The 21273-nt window shown below is 66.2% G+C and carries 19 protein-coding genes; 8 read left to right on the top strand and 11 right to left on the bottom strand.

The genetic code is table 11. The features are described from left to right. The first annotated feature begins 29 nt into the window (after positions 1 to 29). Positions 30 to 2132, top strand: a complete 2103-nt coding sequence (recG, locus tag AC07O0_RS07435) for an ATP-dependent DNA helicase RecG (RefSeq protein ID WP_494621494.1) — start codon at positions 30 to 32, stop codon at positions 2130 to 2132. Between the two features lie 3 nt (positions 2133 to 2135). On the opposite strand, the gene AC07O0_RS07430 is transcribed toward recG, so the two are convergent. After that, positions 2136 to 2561, bottom strand: a complete 426-nt coding sequence (locus tag AC07O0_RS07430) for a RidA family protein (RefSeq protein WP_494621492.1) — start codon at positions 2559 to 2561, stop codon at positions 2136 to 2138. 133 nt (positions 2562 to 2694) lie between these two features. Between AC07O0_RS07430 and AC07O0_RS07425 the strand changes: the two genes are divergently transcribed. After that, positions 2695 to 3585, top strand: coding sequence for a LysR family transcriptional regulator (locus tag AC07O0_RS07425; protein WP_494621490.1), 891 nt, complete (start codon positions 2695 to 2697; stop codon positions 3583 to 3585). A 15-nt stretch (positions 3586 to 3600) separates the two neighbouring features. On the opposite strand, the gene AC07O0_RS07420 is transcribed toward AC07O0_RS07425, so the two are convergent. Continuing rightward, on the bottom strand, positions 3601 to 4155 hold the full coding sequence (locus AC07O0_RS07420) for a hypothetical protein (protein WP_494621488.1): 555 nt from the start codon (positions 4153 to 4155) through the stop codon (positions 3601 to 3603). Between the two features lie 303 nt (positions 4156 to 4458). On the opposite strand from AC07O0_RS07420, the gene AC07O0_RS07415 reads away from it, so the two are divergent. The 3 genes from AC07O0_RS07415 to AC07O0_RS07405 all read left to right on the top strand — a co-directional run bounded on the left by AC07O0_RS07415 (position 4459) and on the right by AC07O0_RS07405 (position 7112). After that, positions 4459 to 5787, top strand: coding sequence for a S8/S53 family peptidase (locus AC07O0_RS07415; protein WP_494621486.1), 1329 nt, complete (start codon positions 4459 to 4461; stop codon positions 5785 to 5787). 36 nt (positions 5788 to 5823) lie between these two features. Further along, a complete protein-coding gene (locus tag AC07O0_RS07410) occupies positions 5824 to 6087 on the top strand; it encodes a hypothetical protein (protein ID WP_494621484.1) in 264 nt (87 codons plus the stop codon). Positions 6088 to 6278: 191 nt separating this feature from the next. Next, positions 6279 to 7112: an AraC family transcriptional regulator gene (locus tag AC07O0_RS07405; RefSeq protein ID WP_494621482.1), complete on the top strand. Its 834-nt coding sequence runs from the start codon at positions 6279 to 6281 to the stop codon at positions 7110 to 7112. A gap of 1 nt (position 7113) precedes the next feature. On the opposite strand, the gene AC07O0_RS07400 is transcribed toward AC07O0_RS07405, so the two are convergent. After that, positions 7114 to 7818, bottom strand: coding sequence for a DUF502 domain-containing protein (locus tag AC07O0_RS07400; RefSeq protein WP_494621480.1), 705 nt, complete (start codon positions 7816 to 7818; stop codon positions 7114 to 7116). 110 nt (positions 7819 to 7928) lie between these two features. On the opposite strand from AC07O0_RS07400, the gene AC07O0_RS07395 reads away from it, so the two are divergent. Next, positions 7929 to 8339 carry a YbaN family protein gene (locus tag AC07O0_RS07395; RefSeq protein WP_494621478.1) on the top strand — a complete coding sequence of 137 codons (411 nt, stop codon included), beginning with the start codon at positions 7929 to 7931 and terminating at the stop codon, positions 8337 to 8339. Here AC07O0_RS07395 and glmS read toward each other — a convergent pair. Next, positions 8326 to 10152, bottom strand: a complete 1827-nt coding sequence (gene glmS, locus AC07O0_RS07390) for a glutamine--fructose-6-phosphate transaminase (isomerizing) (protein ID WP_494621476.1) — start codon at positions 10150 to 10152, stop codon at positions 8326 to 8328. The two genes, AC07O0_RS07395 and glmS, sit on opposite strands and share 14 nt — an antisense overlap. A gap of 108 nt (positions 10153 to 10260) precedes the next feature. Next, entirely contained in the window at positions 10261 to 11616 is a 1356-nt protein-coding gene (gene glmU / locus AC07O0_RS07385) for a bifunctional UDP-N-acetylglucosamine diphosphorylase/glucosamine-1-phosphate N-acetyltransferase GlmU (protein WP_494622365.1), read from the bottom strand. A 312-nt stretch (positions 11617 to 11928) separates the two neighbouring features. Here glmU and AC07O0_RS07380 point away from each other — a divergent pair, with 312 nt between their 5' ends. Together AC07O0_RS07380 and mdoH are read left to right on the top strand one after the other, a co-directional pair. Beyond that, a complete protein-coding gene (locus AC07O0_RS07380) occupies positions 11929 to 13491 on the top strand; it encodes an OpgD/OpgG family glucan biosynthesis protein (RefSeq protein ID WP_494621474.1) in 1563 nt (520 codons plus the stop codon). Between the two features lie 23 nt (positions 13492 to 13514). Beyond that, the gene (mdoH, locus tag AC07O0_RS07375) at positions 13515 to 15686 is read left to right on the top strand and encodes a glucans biosynthesis glucosyltransferase MdoH (protein WP_494622363.1); all 2172 of its coding nucleotides are present in this window, start codon (positions 13515 to 13517) and stop codon (positions 15684 to 15686) included. Positions 15687 to 15704: 18 nt separating this feature from the next. Here mdoH and AC07O0_RS07370 read toward each other — a convergent pair whose 3' ends face one another. From AC07O0_RS07370 to secG, 6 genes are all read right to left on the bottom strand, one after another. Then, complete coding sequence (locus AC07O0_RS07370; protein WP_494621472.1) at positions 15705 to 16580, bottom strand: VOC family protein; 876 nt, start codon at positions 16578 to 16580, stop codon at positions 15705 to 15707. 23 nt (positions 16581 to 16603) lie between these two features. Further along, positions 16604 to 17770: a glutathionylspermidine synthase family protein gene (locus tag AC07O0_RS07365; protein WP_494621471.1), complete on the bottom strand. Its 1167-nt coding sequence runs from the start codon at positions 17768 to 17770 to the stop codon at positions 16604 to 16606. 2 nt (positions 17771 to 17772) lie between these two features. Beyond that, entirely contained in the window at positions 17773 to 18405 is a 633-nt protein-coding gene (locus AC07O0_RS07360; protein ID WP_454027601.1) for a DUF1190 domain-containing protein, read from the bottom strand. A 10-nt stretch (positions 18406 to 18415) separates the two neighbouring features. Next, on the bottom strand, positions 18416 to 18817 hold the full coding sequence (locus AC07O0_RS07355; RefSeq protein WP_454027602.1) for a DUF350 domain-containing protein: 402 nt from the start codon (positions 18815 to 18817) through the stop codon (positions 18416 to 18418). A gap of 164 nt (positions 18818 to 18981) precedes the next feature. Beyond that, complete coding sequence (pyrG, locus tag AC07O0_RS07350) at positions 18982 to 20610, bottom strand: CTP synthase (RefSeq protein WP_454027603.1); 1629 nt, start codon at positions 20608 to 20610, stop codon at positions 18982 to 18984. A 127-nt stretch (positions 20611 to 20737) separates the two neighbouring features. Beyond that, positions 20738 to 21142: a preprotein translocase subunit SecG gene (gene secG, locus AC07O0_RS07345; protein ID WP_494621468.1), complete on the bottom strand. Its 405-nt coding sequence runs from the start codon at positions 21140 to 21142 to the stop codon at positions 20738 to 20740. Positions 21143 to 21273 lie beyond the last annotated feature (131 nt).

Raw genomic sequence — 21273 nt, 5'->3', positions numbered from 1 at the left:
TCCCGCACTCCTGACATGCCGTGAAGCCATTGCGTCCATCCGTCCTCGATCCGCTCTTCGCTCCCGCCACGGTGTTGTCCGGCGTCGGCCCCAAGCTCGCCAAGGCGCTCGACAGGCTGTTGGGCGACGAAACCCATGCCGCCCGCGTCATCGATCTGCTCTTCCATCTGCCGACCGGCGCGATCGACCGGCGGCCGAGCGAGAGCATTGCCGAGGCACCGGTCGGCGAGGTCGCGACCTTCTCGGCGAGGGTGACCGAACATCGCCCGGCCCCGCCGACCAAGGCCAAGGCGCCCTATCGCGTCATCGTCGAGGACGAGACCGGCGACGTCACGCTGGTTTTCTTCCATGCCGATGTCCGCCATCTCCTGCAGAGCCTGCCGATCGGCGCTTATCGCATCATCTCCGGCAAGCTCGAGCTCTGGGACGGCATGCGCCAGATGGTGCATCCCGACCGCATCCTCGACCCCAAGCTCGCCGCGACCATGCCCTCGGTCGAGCCGGTCTATGGGTTGACCGAAGGCATCGGCGGACGGGTCATGGCGCGCATCGCCGCCGGTGCGGCCGAGCGCTGTCCTGAATTGCCGGAATGGCAGGACGAGGCTTTCGTCGCCCGCAATGACTTCGCGCCCTTCCGCGACGCCATCGACGCCTTGCATCATCCGGTCGATCTGAAGGCCGCGACCGGAGAGACGGTCGTTCGCCGGCGCATCGCCTATGACGAATTGCTGGCAAGCCAGATCGCGCTCGCCCTCGTGCGCCGCCAGCAGAAGAAGGCGGCCGGCCGCGCCACGGCCGGCGACGGCGCCTTGCGCCAGGCCATCGAGAGCGCCCTGCCCTTCACGCTGACCGACGGCCAGCGCAAGGCGATTGCCGACATCCACGACGACATGGAAAAGCCCGAGCGCATGCTGCGGCTGCTCCAGGGCGATGTCGGCTCCGGCAAGACCGTGGTCGCGCTGATGGCGATGGCAGCCGCCGCCGAAGCGCGGCGGCAATCGGTGCTGATGGCGCCGACAGAGATCCTCGCCCGCCAGCATGCCGAGCGCCTGGCTCCTTTGGCGGACAGGGCGGGACTCAAACTGGCGCTGCTCACCGGCCGCGAGAAGGGCGCCGGGCGCCGGCAGGTGCTGGAAGGGCTGGCGAATGGCGAGATCGACATCGTCGTCGGCACCCATGCCCTGTTCCAGGAAGGCGTCGGCTTCCATGACCTGGCGCTCGCCGTCGTCGACGAGCAGCACCGCTTCGGCGTGCACCAGCGCCTGCTCCTCGGCGCCAAGGGCGAGGCGGTCGATATTCTGGTGATGACCGCGACGCCGATCCCGCGCACGCTGGCGCTGACCTGGTTCGGCGACATGGACGTCTCGATCCTCTCCGAGAAGCCCGCTGGCCGGAAGCCGATCACCACGCGGGCGATCTCGCTGGAGCGCTATGACGAGGTCGTCGGCGCGGTCGGACGGGCAGTGGAGAGCGGCGCGCAGGTCTACTGGGTCTGCCCGCTGGTACAGGAATCCGACACGCTCGACGTCGCGGCGGCGCAGGAGCGCTTCGAGGCGCTGCAAGGCCTCTTCGGCGACAAGGTCGGGCTGCTTCATGGCCAGATGCCGGGGCGCGACAAGGACGCGGCGATGGCTGCCTTCTCCGGCGGGCAGACGCGCGTGCTGGTCTCGACCACGGTGATCGAGGTCGGCGTCGACGTGCCCAACGCCTCGGTGATGGTGATCGAGCATGCCGAGCGCTTCGGCCTCGCCCAACTCCATCAGCTGCGCGGGCGGATCGGCCGCGGCAGCGCCGCCTCGACCTGCCTGCTGCTCTACAAGAGCCCGCTCGGGCAGGTGGCAGAAGCGCGCCTCACCATCATGCGCGAGAGCGAGGATGGCTTCCGCATCGCCGAGGAAGACTTACGCCTGCGCGGCGAAGGCGAGGTGCTCGGCACGCGCCAGTCCGGCTCGCCCGACTGGCGCATCGCCCGGCCGGAGATCGACGGCGACCTGCTGGCGGCAGCGCGCGATGATGCCCGCCTGCTGATCGAACGCGATCCGCAGCTTGAGACGCCGCGCGGGCAAGCGATCCGGACGCTGCTCTATCTGTTCGAGCGCGACGTCGCGATCCGCCTGCTGCGGGCGGGCTGATATTCAGCCCTGCGCCGCCGGAGCGTTGTCGGCTGCCTTGGACGGAATGCGGGCGACCACCTTGAGCTCGAAGTCGAACCCGGCGAGCCAGGTCACGCCGACAGCCGTCCAGGTCGGATAAGGCGGATCGCCGATTTCCTCGGCTCGGATGGCCATCACCGTGTCGAACTGCGTCTGCGGATCGGTGTGGAAGGAGATGACGTCGATCACGTCGTCGAAACTCGCCCCTGCCGCCGCCAGCACGGCGCGCAGATTGGCGAAGGCGCGCCGGACCTGATCCTCGAACACCGGTTCGGGCGAACCATCCTCGCGGCTGCCGACCTGTCCGGAGATGAACAGCAGATCGCCATGCCGAATGGCGGCCGAATACTGATGGAGGTCGTAGAGGGCATGTCGATCGGCGGGGAAAATCGCGTCGCGTTTGGCCATGTCGGCTCCCTTCTTGGTTTGCGAACGCCGGCGGAGGGCCGCGCGGTTTCGTTCTTGCCGACCGGAGATAAAGCCGAGACACTGTTCGGATTAGCCGTTGAAATCGGCACGGGTTGATGCTGATTGACCAGTAATGGTTCGCCCATCGCTCAATGACCTCACCGCCTTCGTCACTGTCGCGACCCGTCGCAGCTTCCGGCGCGCGGCGGACGAGCTTGGCACCGCACCCTCGACCTTGAGCCATGCGATGCGGACCCTGGAGGAACGCATGGGCGTGCGCCTGCTCAACCGCACGACGCGCAGCGTCTCGCCCACCGAAGCCGGCTTCGAACTGCTCAGCCGCCTTCAGCCGGCGCTCGCCACCCTGGACGAGGCGCTCGACAGCATCGCCAGCTTCCGTGGCAGTGTGACCGGGACCGTGAGGATCAATGCGCCGCGGCTGGGGGCCACTATTCTCGTCCGCGATATCCTGCCGGTGATGGCGGAGCGCTTTCCCGACGTGGTCGTTGATCTCGTCGTCGAGGGCAAGCTCGTCGACATCGTCGCTGCCGGCTTCGACGCCGGCGTGCGCCTAGTCGATTCGATCCCAAAGGATATGATCGCCGTGCCCTTCGCTGGCTCAGTCAGCTTCGTCTGCGTCGCGTCGCCCGCTTATCTAGAACGCTTCGGCGAGCCTGGAACGCCCGACGAGCTGGAACGCCATCGCTGCATCGGCCACCGCGTGCCGGGCGGCAAGCTCTATCGCTGGGAGTTCGAGCGGGCCGGACAGACGCTGATGGTAGAGACCCACGGACCGGTTATACTCGACGATGAGGAACTGATGGTGGATGCCGCCGTCAAGGGGCTCGGGATCGCCTATGTCGCGAGCCCAGCCGCGGATACGGCACTGGCCGAGGGGCGTCTACGACGGGTGCTGGCACGCTGGACGCCCGTCCCCGAACGGGTCGCGATCTACTACCCCGGACATCGTGCCGTGCCGCCGGCTCTGCGAGCCTTCCTCGATGTCGTCAAGGATGCTCGATAACTCGGCGGCGCGCTTTCAATCCCTCAAAGAGCTGAAAACCAGTTCATTCAGCCGTCTCTGGAAGGCGAAGATGATCAGGATCTGCAGAAGTGACGTTAGCAGGTAGATCGCGATCGGCATCGCCAGGCTCGCGTATCCCGAAACCAGAGCCGAGTAGGGCGCGGTGGCAAATTTGACCAGGCAGAACGCCAGGAAGAACAGCCGGATGAAGTCGTCCCCCACGACGATAGGAATGACCTTCTGAGAGACCCGTATAACCCAATACGTAATCATCCAGACCAGACCGAGCGGCAAGGCCAGTACGCAGAAAATCCTCGGCAGGAGTCCGACCGTGCAAAAGGCGGCTCGCGACAGGTCATCGGCCTTCGCCAGCAGGTCGGCGACCATATCCTGATCGGGCCATATCGCCGCTAAGCCGGAGCAGTTCTCCAGACTCAGCGGCGCTTGAGCAGCCACCTGCCAGAGCCCGACGGCCAACACGACGGCGACCTCGATGACGACCAGCCCGACGAGCAGCAAGGCGATGATATTGGCGGCGTTGAGCCAAGCTTCGTAAGACTGTCGAGTCATTCAGCGAGCCTGCACCGGCGGCGACAAGAATCCGTGAATCGCGCTGCGGAATCCCATAGCAATCCCGATCAAGCGCGCCCGCGTCGGCAACACGCCAGGGATGCTCCGCATCGAATTTCACGAATAGGTTGCGCGTCACGCTCGACTTGCGCAATATGCACGCCTAACGCTACGGCACATTCCTTTCCAGACAAGTTTCGACTGTCGAGCGCGCACTTCCTGCTTCGATTCGCAAAGTATCCATCACGCTTTTGCGGTCGAAACAGCGAATGCACGCTGTGACACACAGAGTGGAGCGGTTCGATGCGTGTTTCCGTGATCGTCGCCATGCCGGCCAGCAAGCCCTTGCGGACCTTGAGTGCGAACGCCTTCGAATCGGTCTCGATGCGCGCGGGGATCGGCGAGCCGACCCAAAAAGGCGGCCTCCTGCTCGACCCCGCCTTCCCGCTGTTGCCGCTCGCTACCCGCAACGCCGAGGAGATCAATCTCGAAGCTGCGAGCGCCCAGGACGCTCCTTCCTTCATCGCGCGCGGCACGATCGACGTGGACCAGATTGACGAGGTCAAGGCCGAGCAAGACGGGGTTCAGATCTTCGCTGACCCGGAAATCGGGCTGTTCAAGCCCTATTGCGGTTCGGCGCCGGTCGGCACTCACAAGGACGTGGCGCGGCTGCTCGACGTCCCGGCGCTGAATTCGAAGAAGCTCGATGGCAACGGGGTTGCCGTCGCGATCATGGATACTGGCATCAATCTCAGCCATCTGCGTCGCCTCGGGCTGGCTCCCAAGTTCGACAAGAAAACCTTCTGGGCGCCACCTGGCGTCGCACGCACGCCCGGCGGCTACCCGGTCGATCACGGTACGATGTGCGCTTTCGATGCGCTGATCGCAGCGCCGGCCTGCACGCTGCTGGATTTCCCGATCCTGAGATCGACCACTCCGGGCGGGAGCGCGATGGCCGGCTTCCTGAGCGATGCGCTGTTGGCCTACGCATATCTTCAGGCCCAGATGGCCGCTCCGACCTGGAAATATAGAGCTCTGGTGATCAACAACAGCTGGGGCATGTATCATCCGAGCTGGGATTTCCCCGCCGGCCATCCCGGTCGTTACGCCGACAACCCGAATCATCCATTCAACATCATTGTTGGCACGCTTGCCCGAATGGGCGCGGATATTCTCTTCGCAGCTGGCAATTGCGGAGCTGACTGCCCCGATGGGCGTTGCCAGAAAGTCACCAAGCATACGATTACGGGTGCGAACGCCCATCCCGATGTCCTGACGCTTGCCGGCTGCGACATCCACGACCAGCGCGTCGGCTATTCGAGCCAGGGGCCAGCCATCCCCGGGATGGGTAGCCGGAAGCCAGACATCACCGCCTACACCCATTTTCTCGGCTCTCAGGCCTTCGGGGCGGGGGCGCCGGATTCCGGCACCTCCACGTCCTGTCCGGTCGCCGCCGGCTGCGTTGCAGCGCTGCGTACGCGCCTGCCTCCTGGAAAAGTGCCTCCGAAGCTCCTATTTAACCGGTTCCGGCTCGACGCGGTGGCGAAGCCCGGCCCAGGACCCGGCTGGAATCGCGACTACGGGACAGGTATCATCTGCCCGGTGCCTATTGCGACACATTTCGGGCTCTAGCGAAGGCGAGCGGCCCAACCTTGCGGAGTTCATCCGATGAGCGAGGCCATGGCATTGATGACGATCATGAGCCCGGGCGCCTCTCCCGGAATCGAGCGAGCAGCCGAGCTCCTCGGCGTCGAGCGGAGCGCGATCGACCAAGCCTTTGGTATCGTGCCGATTGATGCCTCGCGCGGCCTTTACGCAGTTCAGGTCAAGAGTTCGGCTCTACCATCGGGCACGGCGGCCAAAGATCGGGCAGGAACATTCCGAGGGCCTTTCTCCAATCCACGCATCGAGGGCTTCGGACCGAAGAGATAGCCGAGAAGCGTGTAGCCGTAACTGTCCGCCGGTCTTCCTCGACACCGCCCTGGCTCCGCCTATTGCCGGTGCGGGACGCACGTCGTCGCTTGCTCGGCGACGACGTGGCGCAGCAATCTCCGCCAGCAGCAATCCCGATCAAGCGGCCCTGCCTCGCCTGCGCCATGGTGCCGGCGTTTCGTGAGTGAGCCATGGACCCGATCAAGAAAGCCCTCTGGTGCATCGAAAGCCGCTTCGCCTCCGAGCTCTCGCTCGACGAGATCGCGGAGGTCAGCGGCGTCTCGCGCTTCCATCTCAGCCGCGCCTTCGGCGTGGCGACCGGCCGCTCGGTGATGCGCTATGTCCGCGAGCGCCGGCTCTCGGAAGCGGCGCGCCAGCTGGCTGATGGCGCCCCCGACATCCTCCAGGTGGCGCTCGACTGGGGCTATGGCTCTCACGAGGCCTTCACCCGCGCCTTTCGCGAGCAGTTCGGCGTCACGCCGGAAGAGCTGCGCGCCAGGCGCGACCTCTCGTCGCTCGCTCTCGTGGAGCCTCTGTCCATGCATGCCGCAAACCGCACTCCCCTCGCCGAGCCGCGCATCGTCACCGGAAAGCCCATGCTGATCGCCGGCTTCAGCGGTCATTTCTCCGTCGACAACACGCAAGGCATTCCCCTGCTCTGGCAGAGGATCGTCCCGCATTTCGGGCATATCCCCGGCCAGAAGGGCTTCATCGCCTATGGTGCGAGCTACAACTGCGACGATGTCGGCGCCTTCGACTACATCGCCGGCGCGGAAGTCTCCTCGTTCAGCGACCTGCCCGATGAGTTCGCAAGGCTGAGCGTGCCCGAGCAGCGCTGCGCCGTCTTCGAGCACAGCGGCCATATCACCGGCATCAAACAAACGTTTGAATCGATCTGGCGCGACTGGCTGCCGACATCCGGACATGAACCGGCGATGGGCGTCACGCTCGAGCGTATGGACGAGCGCTTCGACGGCGCGACCGGCAATGGCATCGTCGAGATCTGGGTGCCGCTGAAGGGCTGAGCTACTTGCCCATTTCCGGCGCCGAGCGCGGCGCCATTTCGCCGGGCTGGATCAGCCCGGCCGACATGATCAGCTTGGCGCCGTCCTCCACCGAGATCGACAATTCGACGATCTCGCGCCGCGGCAGGTAGAAGAAGAAGCCAGTGGTCGGGTTCGGCGTGCAAGGCAGGAAGACGCCGATCTGCTCGTCGCCATTGGGCAGTTTGCCGGCGATCTCAGGTGCCGCCTCCTGAGCGATGAAAACGATCGACCACATACCCGGCTGCGGGAACTGCACCATGCCGACCGTGCGAAACGAGGTGCCGGACTGGGAGAAGATCGTCTCGAAGACCTGCTTCACCCCCTTGTAGAGGCCGCGCACCACCGGCATGCGGTCGAGAAGCGCCTCGCCTGCGCCGATCAGCGTGCGCCCGACCAGGTTCGCGGCAAAAAAGCCGATCACCGTCAGGCCGATCAGCACGATGACGAGGCCGAAGCCCGGCAGCGGATATGGCAGGTAGCTGTCCGGCCAGAATTGGGCCGGCACCAGCGGCTTCACCATGCCGTCGACCAGGTTGATGAACCACCAGGTCACCGAGGCAGTGATGGCGAGCGGCGCCGCCAGCACGAGACCAGTCAGGAAATAGCGCCGAAGCCGGGTGCCGAAGGTCGGCCGCAACAGATCAGGCTGAGCGACGAGGCGCGGATCGGGCATGCGGGCATTCATCGGCGATCCGGATCTCCGCCTGCTCTTGCGGCCTGACCATATTGCGCCGCACTATCAGACGATAGCTGAGCGTACGGCGCTGGCTACCCCCCGATTCGTCGATAAGCCTCGTGTCAGAACCCTCCAGACCGCAGCGCCGCTGGCATCGGCCACTCTATCTCGCGGCCGGCTGGCTCTGCACGACTCTGGGCATTATCGGGCTGATTCTGCCGATGATGCCCGGCACGGTGTTTCTGATCGCGGCGGCCTGGTGCTTCTCGCGCTCCTCGCCGCGCTTCGAGAGCTGGCTGGTCAACCATCCCTGGCTCGGGCCGCAGGTCGTGCGCTGGCGAAAGACGGGCGCGATTGCGCGCAGGACGAAATACATCGCCTGCGGCTCAATGCTGCTGAGCTTCGTGATATTGGCAGCGACCGACGCACCACCGATCGCACTCTGGCTGAGCGGCGCCGGCCTGATCGCGGCCGGCACCTATGTCGCGAGCCGGCCTGAGCCGGCCGAAGACGAAATCACTCGACGGTGACCGACTTCGCCAGATTGCGCGGCTGGTCGACGTCCTTGCCCATGAAGACGGCCGTCTGGTAGGCGATCATCTGGATCGGCACCGCGTAGACGATCGGCGCGAACAGCGGGTCCATCTCCGGCATGATGATCGTCGCTTCTGGGACGATGCCGCATTCGGCAGCGCCCTTGGCGTCGGTGATCAGGATGATCCGGCCGCCGCGCGCCGCGACCTCCTGCATGTTCGAGGCGGTCTTCTCGAACAGCGCATCATGCGGCGCGATCACGACGACCGGCATATCCTCGTCGATCAGCGCGATCGGGCCGTGCTTGAGCTCGCCAGCCGGATAACCTTCGGCATGGATGTAGCTGATTTCCTTGAGCTTCAGGGCACCTTCCAGGGCCAGTGGGAAGGCGGTGCCACGGCCGAGATAGAGCACGTCACGCGCCTTGGCGAGCTTGCGGGCGAGCTTCTCGATCTCGGGCTCCAGTGTCAGCGCCTGGGCCATCAGGCCGGGCAGCGCGATCAGCTCCTGGACGTAAGCCGCCTCCTGCTCGGCCGAGAGCGTGCCGCGGGCACGGGCCGCGGCGATGGCGAGGCCGGCGAGCGCGGTCAATTGGCAAGTGAACGCCTTGGTCGAGGCGACGCCGATCTCGGGGCCGGCCAGCGTCGGAGCGACGACGTCGCTCTCGCGCGCGATCGTCGAGGTCGGCACGTTGACCACCGACATGACGTGCTGGCCTTCCTGGCGGGCATAGCGCAGGCAGGCGAGCGTGTCGGCCGTCTCGCCCGATTGCGAGACGAAGAGCGCGAGCCCGTTCGCAGGCAGCGGCGCCTCGCGATAACGGAACTCCGAGGCGACATCGATCTCGACCGGCAGCCGCGCCAGCTTCTCGAACCAGTATTTGGCGGTGAGGCCGGCATAATAGGCGGTGCCGCAGGCCGAGACGGACAGGCGCGACAGGTTTTTCCAGTCGAACGGCGTCTCGAAGGGCAGCCGCGCCACGCCGTTCGCCATGTCGACGTAATGCGTCAGCGTGTGGCCGACCACTTCCGGCTGCTCGTAGATCTCCTTGGCCATGAAGTGATGGTGGTTGCCCTTCTCCACCAGGAAGGCGCCGGCAGCGACACGCTGGGCGCGGCGCTCGACTTGGCTCCCGTCGGCATCGTAGAAGGTCGCGCCCTTGCGGTTCAGCACCACCCAATCGCCCTCGTCGAGATAGGCGATCAGGTTGGTGAACGGGGCCAGTGCCAGCGCATCCGAGCCGAGATACATCTCGCCGTCGCCGATGCCGACCGCCAGCGGCGAGCCCTTGCGGGCGCCGATCAGCAGGTCTTCCTGGCCCTCGAACAGGAAGGCGAGCGCGAAGGCCCCGCGCAGATGCGGCAGCGCAGCTCCGACCGCTGCGACCGGGTCCTTGCCGCGGTCGAGTTCGCGGGTGACGAGATGGGCGACGACCTCGGTGTCGGTCTCGCTGGCGAAGACATGGCCGTCGGCCTCGAGCTCGGCCTTGAGCTCGCGGAAATTCTCGATGATGCCGTTATGGACGACCGCCAGCTTTTCGGTGGCGTGCGGATGGGCATTGCTCTCGGTCGGCTTGCCATGCGTCGCCCAGCGGGTATGGCCGATGCCGATCAGGCCGTCGAGCGGCTCACTAGAGAGGCGCACTTCGAGATTCTTGAGCTTGCCCTCGGCGCGGCGGCGGCTGAGCCGGCCGCCTTCCAGCGTCGCGACACCGGCCGAGTCATAGCCACGATATTCGAGCCGCCGCAGCGCCTCGACGACCTGGCCGGCAACCGCCTGCTTGCCGAGAATGCCCACGATCCCGCACATGAATGTGCCTCATCCGTTGATATCGATGCGCATCGCAATAATCCGTGGCGGAGCAATTGCGAAATCACGTTGAATGTCGAACTGTGAACGAAATGTCTTGCAAATCGCCTATTGCTGGGCTTTTCGCGTCTTGGCCGCCGCCCGGAAGGCCGACGCCCAGCCCTCGCGCTCCATCTGCCGGCCGCGTGCGACGGCGAGCGCATCAGGCTGGACGTCCCGGGTGATGACTGAGCCCGAGCCGACATAGGCGCCAGCCCCGATTGTCACCGGAGCGACCAGCGCCGAGTTGGAGCCGATGAAGGCGCCTTCGCCGATGATCGTCTTGTTCTTGAAAAAGCCGTCGTAATTGCAGGTAATCGTGCCGGCGCCGATATTGGCGTTCGCGCCGATCTCGGCGTCGCCGATATAGGTCAGATGGTTGACCTTGACGCCCTCGCCGATCGCGGCCGCCTTGATCTCGACGAAGTTGCCCACCCGTGCTCCTTTCGCCAGTTCGGCGCCCGGACGCAGGCGTGCATAGGGGCCGATTGAGACGCTAGCCCCGACGCCCGCCCCTTCCAGATGCGAGAAGGCATGGATGACGGCATTATCCGCGACCCGCACACCAGGACCAAAGACGACATTAGGCTCGATCACCACGTCGCGCCCGATCTGCGTGTCATGGCTGAAGAACACGGTCTCGGGCGCGATCAATGTGGCGCCGGCCAGCATCACCTCAAGCCGCTTGCGGCGCTGGAAATCGGCCTCCACCGCCGCCAGCTGGGCGCGATCGTTGACGCCCTGCACCTCGGCCTCCGGCGCGACCCGGGCAACGGCCTTCAGGCCCTGCGCACGCGCCACCGCGACGGCATCGGTCAGATAAAATTCGTTCTGCGCATTGGCGCTGCCGATCGCATCGAGGATGGCAAGCGCCTGCCCGCCATCGAGCGCCATCAGACCGGCATTGCAGAGCGTGATGGCGCGTGTCGGCCCATCGGCGTCCTTGTGCTCGACGATTGCCTGCAGCTCGCCATCCTGCGTGACGAAGCGGCCATAGCCGGTCGGATCGCGCGCCTCGAAGCCGAGAGCGGCAACGGCCGCGCCGGTGCGCAGGGGCTGGCGCAGGTCGGAGAAGGTCTCAGGGCGCACCAGCGGCGTGTCGGCAAAAGCGACCAGCACATCGTCGTGGTCGCCAATCAGGCTTTCGCGGGCCGCGAGCACCGCATGCGCCGTACCCTTGCGCTCGGCCTGGATGAAAACCGCGGCATGCGGAGCGTGCTTCTTCACCTCGGCTTCGACATCGGGCCGGTCGGGCCCGATCACCACGGCAAGCGCGTCGGCACCGGCGGCCGTCACGGCGGCCAGGGCGTGGCCGAGCAGCGAGCGGCCAGCCACCTCGTGCAGAACCTTCGGCCGCGCCGATTTCATCCGGGTTCCCTCGCCCGCCGCCAGCACGATGGCGAGGCAAGTCCGGGCGGGCTGCATTTCCGTCATGATCGTCCTGTCACATGCTCTTAGAGGAAACGCGGCCACGACCGGCCGTCGTCCCGGGCGCGGGCGAATGCCGCACCGGCGGTGGATAGCCGATAGCGAGCGGATTTGGCAAAACCCAGCGGACGATGGGCCATCGCGCCAGCTCCGAATGAGCAATCTGACATGGCTTCGTTTTCGGCATGGCGTTCCTGCATGCTGGGCGGCCCTTTTTTCGCCTTTGGCCTTGCCCTGCGCTTTTCAGCCCCGCGCGAAATGCTCTAGAAGCGCAAGTCGGCGGAGCTTTGCCGGCCCAAGTTGGATGTGATGTCGAAATCCTTGAATCGCCGTCGATTTTTGAGCCTCGCTGCGACCGGCGCCATCGCGCCGCGATTTGCCGTCGGCACGGCGGCGGCACAGGCCCCGGCGAGCTGGGTCGGGCTGGTGCAATCGGTCATCGCCGAAGGACAGCGATTCGACCCCGCCCTCGTCGTCGAGGCGGCGCGTGTTCTGTCACGCCGGCCTATGGTGCCGTTGACCGCGACCGACCTGCCGGAGGGCTACGCCACCCTCCCCTTCGATCAGTATGTCGGCATCAGGGCGCAGCCGGCCGGAATGATCTGGGCCGGCGAGAATCGCGGTTTCACCGTCGAGCCGCTGCATCGCGGCTATGTCTTCTCCTCGCCGGTCAGCCTGTTCACGGTCGAGGACGACGTCGTCAGACGTGTCGCCTTCGATCCGGGCAAGTTCAACTACGGTCGCGTGACGCCGCCCCCTGCCGGGCAGGATCTGCAGTTCTCGGGTTTCCGTGTCTCGGCCGGGCTCGAGCGCCCTTACGAGCTTGCGCTCTTTCAGGGCGCGACCTTCTTCCGCTCGCTGGCGCGCGGCCAGAACTTCGGCGCGGTCGCCCGCGCCCTGATCCTGCGGCCGGGCGAGCAACGCGGCGAGGAAATCCCCTTCTTCCGCGCCTATTGGATCGAGCGGCCGAGCCCGGCCGCCGGCGCGCTCATCATCCATGCCCTGCTCGATTCCGAGAGCGTCACCGGCGCGGTGCGGATGACCTTGCGGCCTGGCGACGTCACCTTGATCGATGTCGAAATGACGCTGTTCGCGCGCGCCAATCTCGACCATGTCGGTTTTGGCTGCGTGATGGGCAGTTATCTGTCGGGCCCGCAGAGCCGGCGCGGCTTCGACGATGTCAGGCCGGCGGTCCATGAGGTTTCGGGCGTCCAGATGTTCACTGGCAACGGCGAGTGGATCTACCGCCCCGTCAGCAATCCCGCTAACCTGCAGGTTTCTTCCTTCCAGGACTCCAATCCGCGTGGCTTCGGCCTGATCCAGCGCGAGCGCGACCCCAATGCCTTCGTGGACGACGACCAGCGCTTCGAGCTCAGGCCGAGCGTCTGGATGGAGCCGCTCGGCGAATGGGGACCGGGTTCGGTGCAGCTCATCGAGATTCCCAGCGACTCCGAAATAAACGACAACATCATCAGCTACTGGCGCCCACGCCAGCCGATCGCGGCCGGCAGCGAGACCACCATCGCCTATCGCCAGGCCTGGTGCTGGCAGCCGCCGGAGCGGCCGCCGCTCGCCATCGCGACGCGCATCCGGCAGGGCCGCGGCTCGCAGACCCGCCGCCGCCGCTTCCTCGTCGACTTCACCGGCGACAGGCTGATCGACCCGGCACTTGTTGCCGCGATCCGCGCCAATATCACGGCGACACCGGGCACGATCCAGAATCTGCGGCTCTGGCCCTACCCCGAGCGCCGGACCATGCGCGTCGCCTTCGAGGTCGACCCCGGCAGCGAGGCGCTTTCCGAGCTTCGCCTTGTCCTCGACGCCGGCGGGCAGCCGGTGTCGGAAACCCTGTTGAACCGGTGGACCTGGTGACCGTGGACGCTCTCGCCCGCCGTGTGGAGACCGAGCCCGCCGGCACCTGCCCGGTGCCGGTCGAGGCGACGCCGTCCGAGAATCGGCTCGATATGCCGGTGCAGTCCTTCCGCAGCTGGAAGGCCTCCGAGGGACGCAAGCCGGCGGCTCCGCAAGCCTGGCGCACGCCCTGGCTGGCGCGGCTCTTCGTCTTCGGCGGCGCCTGGGCCCTGACGGCCTACGGCGCCTGGGAAATGTACAATGTCGTGTCGGTCAGCCGCACGACCTTCCTGCAGTACGTGCTGCTCGTCCTCTTCACGGTGAACTTTTCCTGGATCGCGCTCGCTTTCACCAGCGCCATCCTCGGCTTCTTCGCCTTGCTGCTCCGCCTGGTGAAGAGCCCGCGTGCCGAGACGCTGGCGCAGAAGACCGTCGTGGTCATGCCGATCTACAACGAATCGACGGCTCGGACCTTCGCCGCCGTGGCGGCGATCCGCGAATCGATCGAGGCGACGGGCCTGGGCGCCCATTTCGACTATTTCATCGTTTCCGACACCACCAACCCCGACATCTGGGTGGCTGAGGAGCGCGCCTTCCTGGCGCTGCGCCAGCGGCTCGGGCCCGATGCCCGCATCTACTATCGCCACCGCCCGAAGAACCATCACCGCAAGGCCGGCAACATCGCCGATTTCGTCACGCGCTGGGGCGGCTACTATCCCCATATGGTCGTGCTCGACGCCGACAGCCTGATGACCGGCACCTGCATCGTGCGCCTCGCCGCTGCGATGGAGGCCGACCCCGATGCCGGCATCATCCAGTCACTGCCGCTGATCATCAACCGCAACACCTTCTTCGCGCGTCTGCAGCAATTCGCAGCACGCGTCTATGGCCCGGTGATCGCGACGGGTCTCGCGATCTGGTCCGGCCGCGACGGCAATTACTGGGGCCACAACGCGATCATCCGTACCAAGGCCTTCGCCGATCATTGCGGCCTGCCCGATCTCAAGGGCAAGCCGCCCTTCGGCGGCCATGTCCTCAGCCATGATTTCGTCGAGGCGGCGCTGATCCGGCGCGCCGGCTGGTCGGTCTACATGCTGCCTGACCTGACGGGCTCCTATGAGGAGAGCCCGCCCTCGCTGATCGATATCGCCACCCGCGACCGGCGCTGGTGCCAGGGCAATCTGCAGCATTCGCGCATCATCGGCGCCAAGGGCCTGCTCACGGCGACCCGCCAGCACTTCGCCACCGGCATGATGGCCTATCTCGCCTCGCCGTTCTGGCTGATGCAGCTGGTGGTCGGCATCCTGATCGTGCTGCAGGTCAACTACGCCAGGCCCGAATACTTCACCGAGGAGTTCAGGCTCTTTCCGGTCTGGCCGCGCTTCGACCCCGAGCGAGCGCTCAACCTGTTTGGCCTGACCATGGCGATCCTGCTGGCGCCGAAGCTGTTCGGCCTCCTGCTGACGCTGTTCGACGGCAAGCTGCGGCGCGCCTGCGGCGGCGGCATCCGCCTCATCCTCTCGGCCGTGCTCGAGATTCTGTTCTCGGCCTTCTTCGCGCCGATCATGATGGTGATTCAGTCCGGCTCGGTCTTCCAGATCCTGGTCGGGCGCGACACCGGCTGGAACCCGCAGCGGCGTGACGATGGCTCGATCCCGTTCAAGGACATTGTCCGTCGGCATCGCACCCATACGCTGCTCGGTCTGGTCGCCGGCCTCTCGGCCTTCATGATCGCGACCTCGCTCTTCGCCTGGATGTCGCCCACCATCGTTGGCTTGCTCCTGGCGATTCCCCTGTCCTGGGCCTCAGGCAATCTCGCGCTCGGCCTCTGGCTCAAGCGCCGCGGCCTCTTGATCACGCCGGAGGAAGGCGACCCGCCGGCGATCGCGCTGCGCGCCAACGCCTTGCAGGCCGAGTTCGCCCAGGCCGGCTATGACGACTCTGACGGGCTTGCCGCGCTCCACGCCGACCCGATGCTGCGCGCGACCCATGAGGCGATGCTGCCGCAGGTCCAGCCGCGTCGCCGGGGCGAGATCGAGCCTGACCGCGCCGTGGCGCAGGCCAAGCTGATCGATGCCGAGACCGTCGCGGATGCGGTGATCTGGTTGAAGCCGAAGGAGCGCATGGTCGTGCTGCACGATCGCGCTCTGCTCGGCCTGCTGGCGAACCTGCCCGAGGGCCCGGCACATGCCGGTGCCGAAGCTCGCGCGGGCTGACCGGCCGCGCCGGAGCGCTCAGCCCAGCTCGAAGACGATCGCACAGCCGAAGGCTGCGCTCGCCGGCACGACGATGCGTGCGCCCTCCTGGCGGTGGGGAATATTGCGCTCGGCGAGCCTGGACCTGACCGGGTCGAGCTCCGGCACAGTGACTGCAAAGGCGGCGAAATTGGCTTGTTCTTGTCGGCTCTCACCAGCGAGCAGCGCCCGGGCGGCCTGAGACGTCAGGACCTCCAGGCGCCCGCGTGGCAATGGCAGGCGCAGACCTGCCTCCGGTGTCGCGAAGCTCTCCGCGCCCGAGAAGGCGCCGACGAAAGCCGCCTGCGCAGCCGGCTCCTGCGCCACCAGGAACACGGCGGACAGCCCGCTCGCGCCATTCTCGTGCTGCTGGAATGCCGGGTTCCAGAAATTCTGCGGTTCGTGCTGCTGGCACACGAAGAACCCGCACTCCGGCGCCGCCGCATTTTCGGCAAAGGCGAGCGAGAAGGCGACGCGGACCTCGCTGCCATCCGGCCGGCGCGCCTGCCGCTCGAAGAAGAAGGGCTCGAAATCGCCGATGCCCGCGGCCTGGAAGTCGTTGGCATCGCCGGCCGCATCGCGGCTTTCCAGCACCAGCATCGACATCCCCTCGCCGCGTGCCAGGCCATCGCGCACGAACGCGCCAAAGGAGAAGTGCCGAGCAGCGTGGGGCGGAATCAGCGTTGCGTCACCGACCGTGACCAGCTCGAGAAAGGCGCCGCGGAATTGGACGATCCGGTTCTCGGTGCCCCAGGGATGGCGGTTGCGCGCGCCGACCCTGAAGCCGAGATCGGCGTAGAAGGCGCCCGCCGCATCGAGGTCGGCGACGCCGATCACGAGATGATCGAGGCCGCGGGCGTTGGTCGTGTCAGGCATGGTCGAACCGTAGGCTTGACGCGCTACGGCTCGATAAAATGCGGCACGAAGCGCGAGGTGTTCTTGGTGATCGGAGTCGTATCCTCACGGACCCCGAGCCCGCAAGGCTGCGAGGCGACGAGCCAGGAGCCGAGCACCGGATAATTGCCGTCGAAATTCGGCAGCATCGCGGTCGCCTGCAGGATGAAGCCCTCGGCGCCGTAGGGACCGTCATCGCTGTCGCGCACCGCGCCGCCTTCGACGAGGGTCACATTGGCGCCCTCGCGCGAATAGAGCGGCTTGCGGACATGGCTTGAGCCGAGCTCCGCGCAACGCGGGTCGTCCTCGAAATAGGCGGGCAGCAGATTGGGGTGGCCGGGCGCCATCTCCCAGAGATAGGGCAACAGTCCCTTGCTGGAGACCAGCGCCTTCCAGGGCGGCTCGACGAACTGGCAGCGCGAGCCGGCGAGCGCCGAGGCATACTGCTCCCGGAACAGCCATTCCCAGGGATAGAGCTTGAACAGCAGCTCGATCGGCAGGCTGGCGCCGTCGCAGAAGCGCCCGTCGGCAAGCAGGCCGATCTCCTCGATGAAGGTGAAGCGGGCATCGATCCCGGCCTGGCCTGCGCAGTCGATCAGATAGTCGACCGTGCCCTTGTCCTCGAAGCTGCCCTGCACGCAAGTGAAGTGCATGCGCTCGGGCTTCGGGTTGCGCAGCTGACCGAAGGCGGCGATCAGGCGCTCGTGCAGCGAGTTGAATTGATCCGAGCCGCGCGAGATCACGCCGCGCGCCATCGCCTGCTCGAGCCAGTCCCATTGCACCACGGCCGCCTCGAATAGCGAGGTCGGCGTATCGGCGTTGTACTCGAGCAGCTTGGCCGGTCCTTTGCCGTCATAGGCGAGATCGAGCCGGCCGTAGAGATTGCGGTCGCCGCGCTGCCAGCTGTCGCGGATCAGGGCCCATTGCGCCTCGGGAATCGCGAGCCGGCGCAGGATCTGCTCATCCTTGAGCGCGCGCTCGACGAAGGCGAAGCACAGCCCTTCGATCTCACTGGTCGGCGCCTCGATATCCTCCTCGATCTCCTTCAGCGAGAAGGCATAGGCGACGCTCTCATCCCAATAGGTCTCCCCGTCGAGGGTGTGATAGGCGAAGCCGAGGCGCTCGACCTCAGCCTGCCAGTCCTTGCGTGGCGCTACGCGAAGCCGCTGCATGGTCAGGACGATGACGAAGAGGAGAAGGAGCGCGAAGACGAGCCGAAGCCGCCCCGCGAGGCGACGCTCGGCGTGCTCGCCATGCCGGTCGAGGAGATGTTGCGCGCGACCATCGCCTGGCCCGAGGTGGTCGTATAGGCGCGCGAGCGGCTGCTGCTGCCGCCATAGTAGCCACCACTGGACGATGAGGACGAGGAGCTGCGGGCCGGCTGCTCGCATTCGGGCCGGCCGGAGCCGGGCTGGCGCGTCCCGGGCGGGCAGGCCGAACTGGTCGGCGGCAGGAGCGGCTGGGCCGCACCGCCGCCGGACATGAACTGCCGCGCCAGCATGATTCCGGCGAGCGCCGGAATGAAGACCTGGGCGTTGTTCCAGACGGCGCTCTGGCAGCCGCTGGCGCCGAATTCCTGCTCGCAGGAGGCGCTGCTGGTGAACTTCTTGGCGTCGCGCAGATGGTTGGCCGAGGCTTCGTTGAAGCGCTGCTCGCACTGGCTGGCGCTGAGCTGGTTGGCGGCCCGGCACTCGGCGAGATTGTTGTAGATCAGCGAATCATCGGTCTCGCCGCCGGACAGCGACCAGTAGGTCGCGACCAGCACCACGCCCGCGGCGGCAAGCCCGATCTGGGTCGAGCGCTTCATCGACGCCTCCTCATTCGGTCATGCTGGCGGCGGCGAGCGTGCCGCTGAGAACGGCGATCACCGCCAGCATCGCCGCCGAGGGGATCCGATCCTCCTCGATCTTGCGCGACAGGTCGGGAATGACGATGCGGGCGAAGCCATAGGCGCCAAGCTGGATCAGCATGGCGATCACCGCCCAGATCACCAGGTCGGGAATGCTCGCCGCCTGCTCGATCGCCTTTTCGAGCGGAACCGAGAAGCCGATGAGATTGCCGCCGAAGGCGATCGCAGCGGAGAGATTGCCGCCGCGGATCAGCGCGATCTCGTCATGGTTGGTGAGCCGCATATAGACCGCGGCAAAACCGGCGATCAGCGCAAAGCCGACGCAGAAATAGAGAAGGAACGCCGGCAACCCGGCCATCGAGATCGTCATGCTGCCGCCCCTCGCATGCCATGATGGTCAAGGCGCTCACTATACGTCAGCAGCGCGCTTGCGCCAGACTGTCGCAGGGCGGATGGGAACGGCATTGCGCGCCTCGCCTCCGATAGGAATGCGAAGCGCGCCTTGTGATGGTCAGGCCAGCAATCGCGGAGCGATCAGACCAGGCGGCTCTGCACCACCGCCGCTTCGATGAAGCTGGCGAAGAGCGGATGCGGCTCGAACGGCCGCGACTTCAGCTCGGGATGGTACTGCACGCCGATGAACCAGGGATGGTCGGGGTACTCGACCGTCTCCGGCAGCAAACCATCCGGCGAGACGCCGCTGAAACGCAGGCCCTTGGCCTCGAGCATCTCGCGATAGCCCATATTGACCTCGTAGCGGTGGCGGTGCCGCTCGGAGATCTCGGTCGAGCCGTAGATCTTGGCGATCTTGGTGTCGTCAGAGAGCTTCGATTGATAGGCGCCGAGCCGCATCGTGCCGCCGAGATCGCCGCCGGAGAAGCGCTGCTCCAGCTCGTTGCCGCGCATCCACTCGGTCATCAGGCCGACCACGGGCTGCTGGGTCGGGCCGAACTCGGTCGAGTTGGCATCCTTGACGCCGGCGAGCGAACGCGCCGCCTCGATCACCGCCATCTGCATGCCGAAGCAGATGCCGAAATAGGGCACCTTGCGCTGCCGGGCGAAGCTCGCCGCCTTGATCTTGCCCTCGGCGCCGCGATGGCCGAAGCCGCCGGGCACGAGGATGCCGTGGACATGCTCGAGGAAGGGCGCCGGGTCTTCCTTCTCGAACACCTCGGATTCGATCCAGTCGAGATTGACCTTGACCCGGTTGGCGATGCCGCCATGGGTCAGCGCCTCGATCAGCGACTTATAGGCGTCCTTCATCCCGGTGTACTTGCCGACGATGGCGATGGTGACCTCGCCTTCCGGGTTCTTGATCCGCTCGGAGATGCGGCGCCAGTTGCTGATGTCAGGCGCGGTCTTGTCGTCCATGCCGAATGCGGCGAGCACCTCGGTGTCGAGGCCCTCGGCATGGTAGGAGAGCGGCACGTCGTAGATCGAGGCGACGTCGCGGGCCTCGATCACCGCCGTCTCACGGACATTGCAGAACAGCGCCAGCTTGCGGCGCTCCTCCACCGGGATCTCGCGGTCAGTACGGCAAAGCAGGATATCGGGCTGGATGCCGATCGAGCGCAATTCCGCGACCGAGTGCTGTGTCGGCTTGGTCTTCAGCTCGCCTGCGGTCGGGATATAGGGCAGCAGCGTCAGGTGGACGAAGATGCACTGGCCGCGCGGCAATTGCTGGCTGATCTGGCGGATCGACTCGAGGAAGGGCAGGCTCTCGATGTCGCCGACCGTGCCGCCGATCTCGACCAGCACGAAATCGTAGCCGTCATTGCCGGAGAGGACGAATTCCTTGATCGCGTTGGTGACGTGCGGAATCACCTGGATGGTGGCGCCGAGATAGTCGCCCCGGCGCTCGCGCGTCAGGATGTCCATGTAAATGCGACCGGTGGTGATGTTGTCGCCCTTGTTGCAGGGCCGGCCGGTGAAGCGCTCGTAATGGCCGAGATCGAGATCGGTCTCGGCACCGTCATCGGTGACGAAGACCTCGCCATGCTGATACGGGCTCATCGTGCCCGGATCGACATTGAGATAGGGGTCGAGCTTGCGCAGGCGGACCGTATGGCCACGCGCCTGCAGGAGAGCAGCCAGAGCAGCCGCCGCCAGGCCTTTGCCGAGCGAGGACACCACGCCGCCGGTGATGAAAACATACCGCGTCATGGGAGGTCACCTTTAACGCCTAGAGTTCGATTCGCTAAGCGGCTCGGTGCAGGCCGGTCCTGCGCCTTGCGCTTGTCCACAAAAGAGAAGGGCCGGTTTCCCGGCCCCTGCCCTTGTCCCGTCCCGGTCACCGCGTCGGTGTTCCCGGCTGCGGCGGTTGTGAGCCGCCTTGGTTCTGCATCCGCTGCAGCTGGTCGAAGACCCCGCCCGCGTTCGGAGCGGAGGGCCCGCTCGGAGTGGCCGGAGCGGTCGTGCCGGCCGGCGCCGGGGCACCGTCGATGATCGAGCGCTGCGTCCGCCCCTGCGTCGCCATCACAGCGAGCACGATCGAGGTGATGAAGAACAGGCCGGCGAGGATCGCAGTGGCGCGGGTCAGCGCGTTGGCCTGACCACGGCCGGTCATGAAGCCACCGACACCGCCGCCGCCGCCCGAGCCCATGCCGAGGCCGCCGCCTTCCGAGCGCTGCAGCAGCACGACGCCGACCAGCGCGATCACGATCAGCAAGTGAATGACGATGAGGACGTTCTGCATGGCTCTCGAAATGGGTATGGCGCGGGCGCCTGCCAAGATGGCGGCATCCCGCGGAACGGCGCTGCCCATAGCATGGGCTTTGCGCCCATGCCACCCGCGATTTTGATGCGGGGTCTCGATGTCCCTTGCGA

Source organism: Allobosea sp. GW821-FHT10B12 (assembly GCF_059415545.1).
This window is presented reverse-complemented; position numbering and strand designations above follow the sequence as displayed.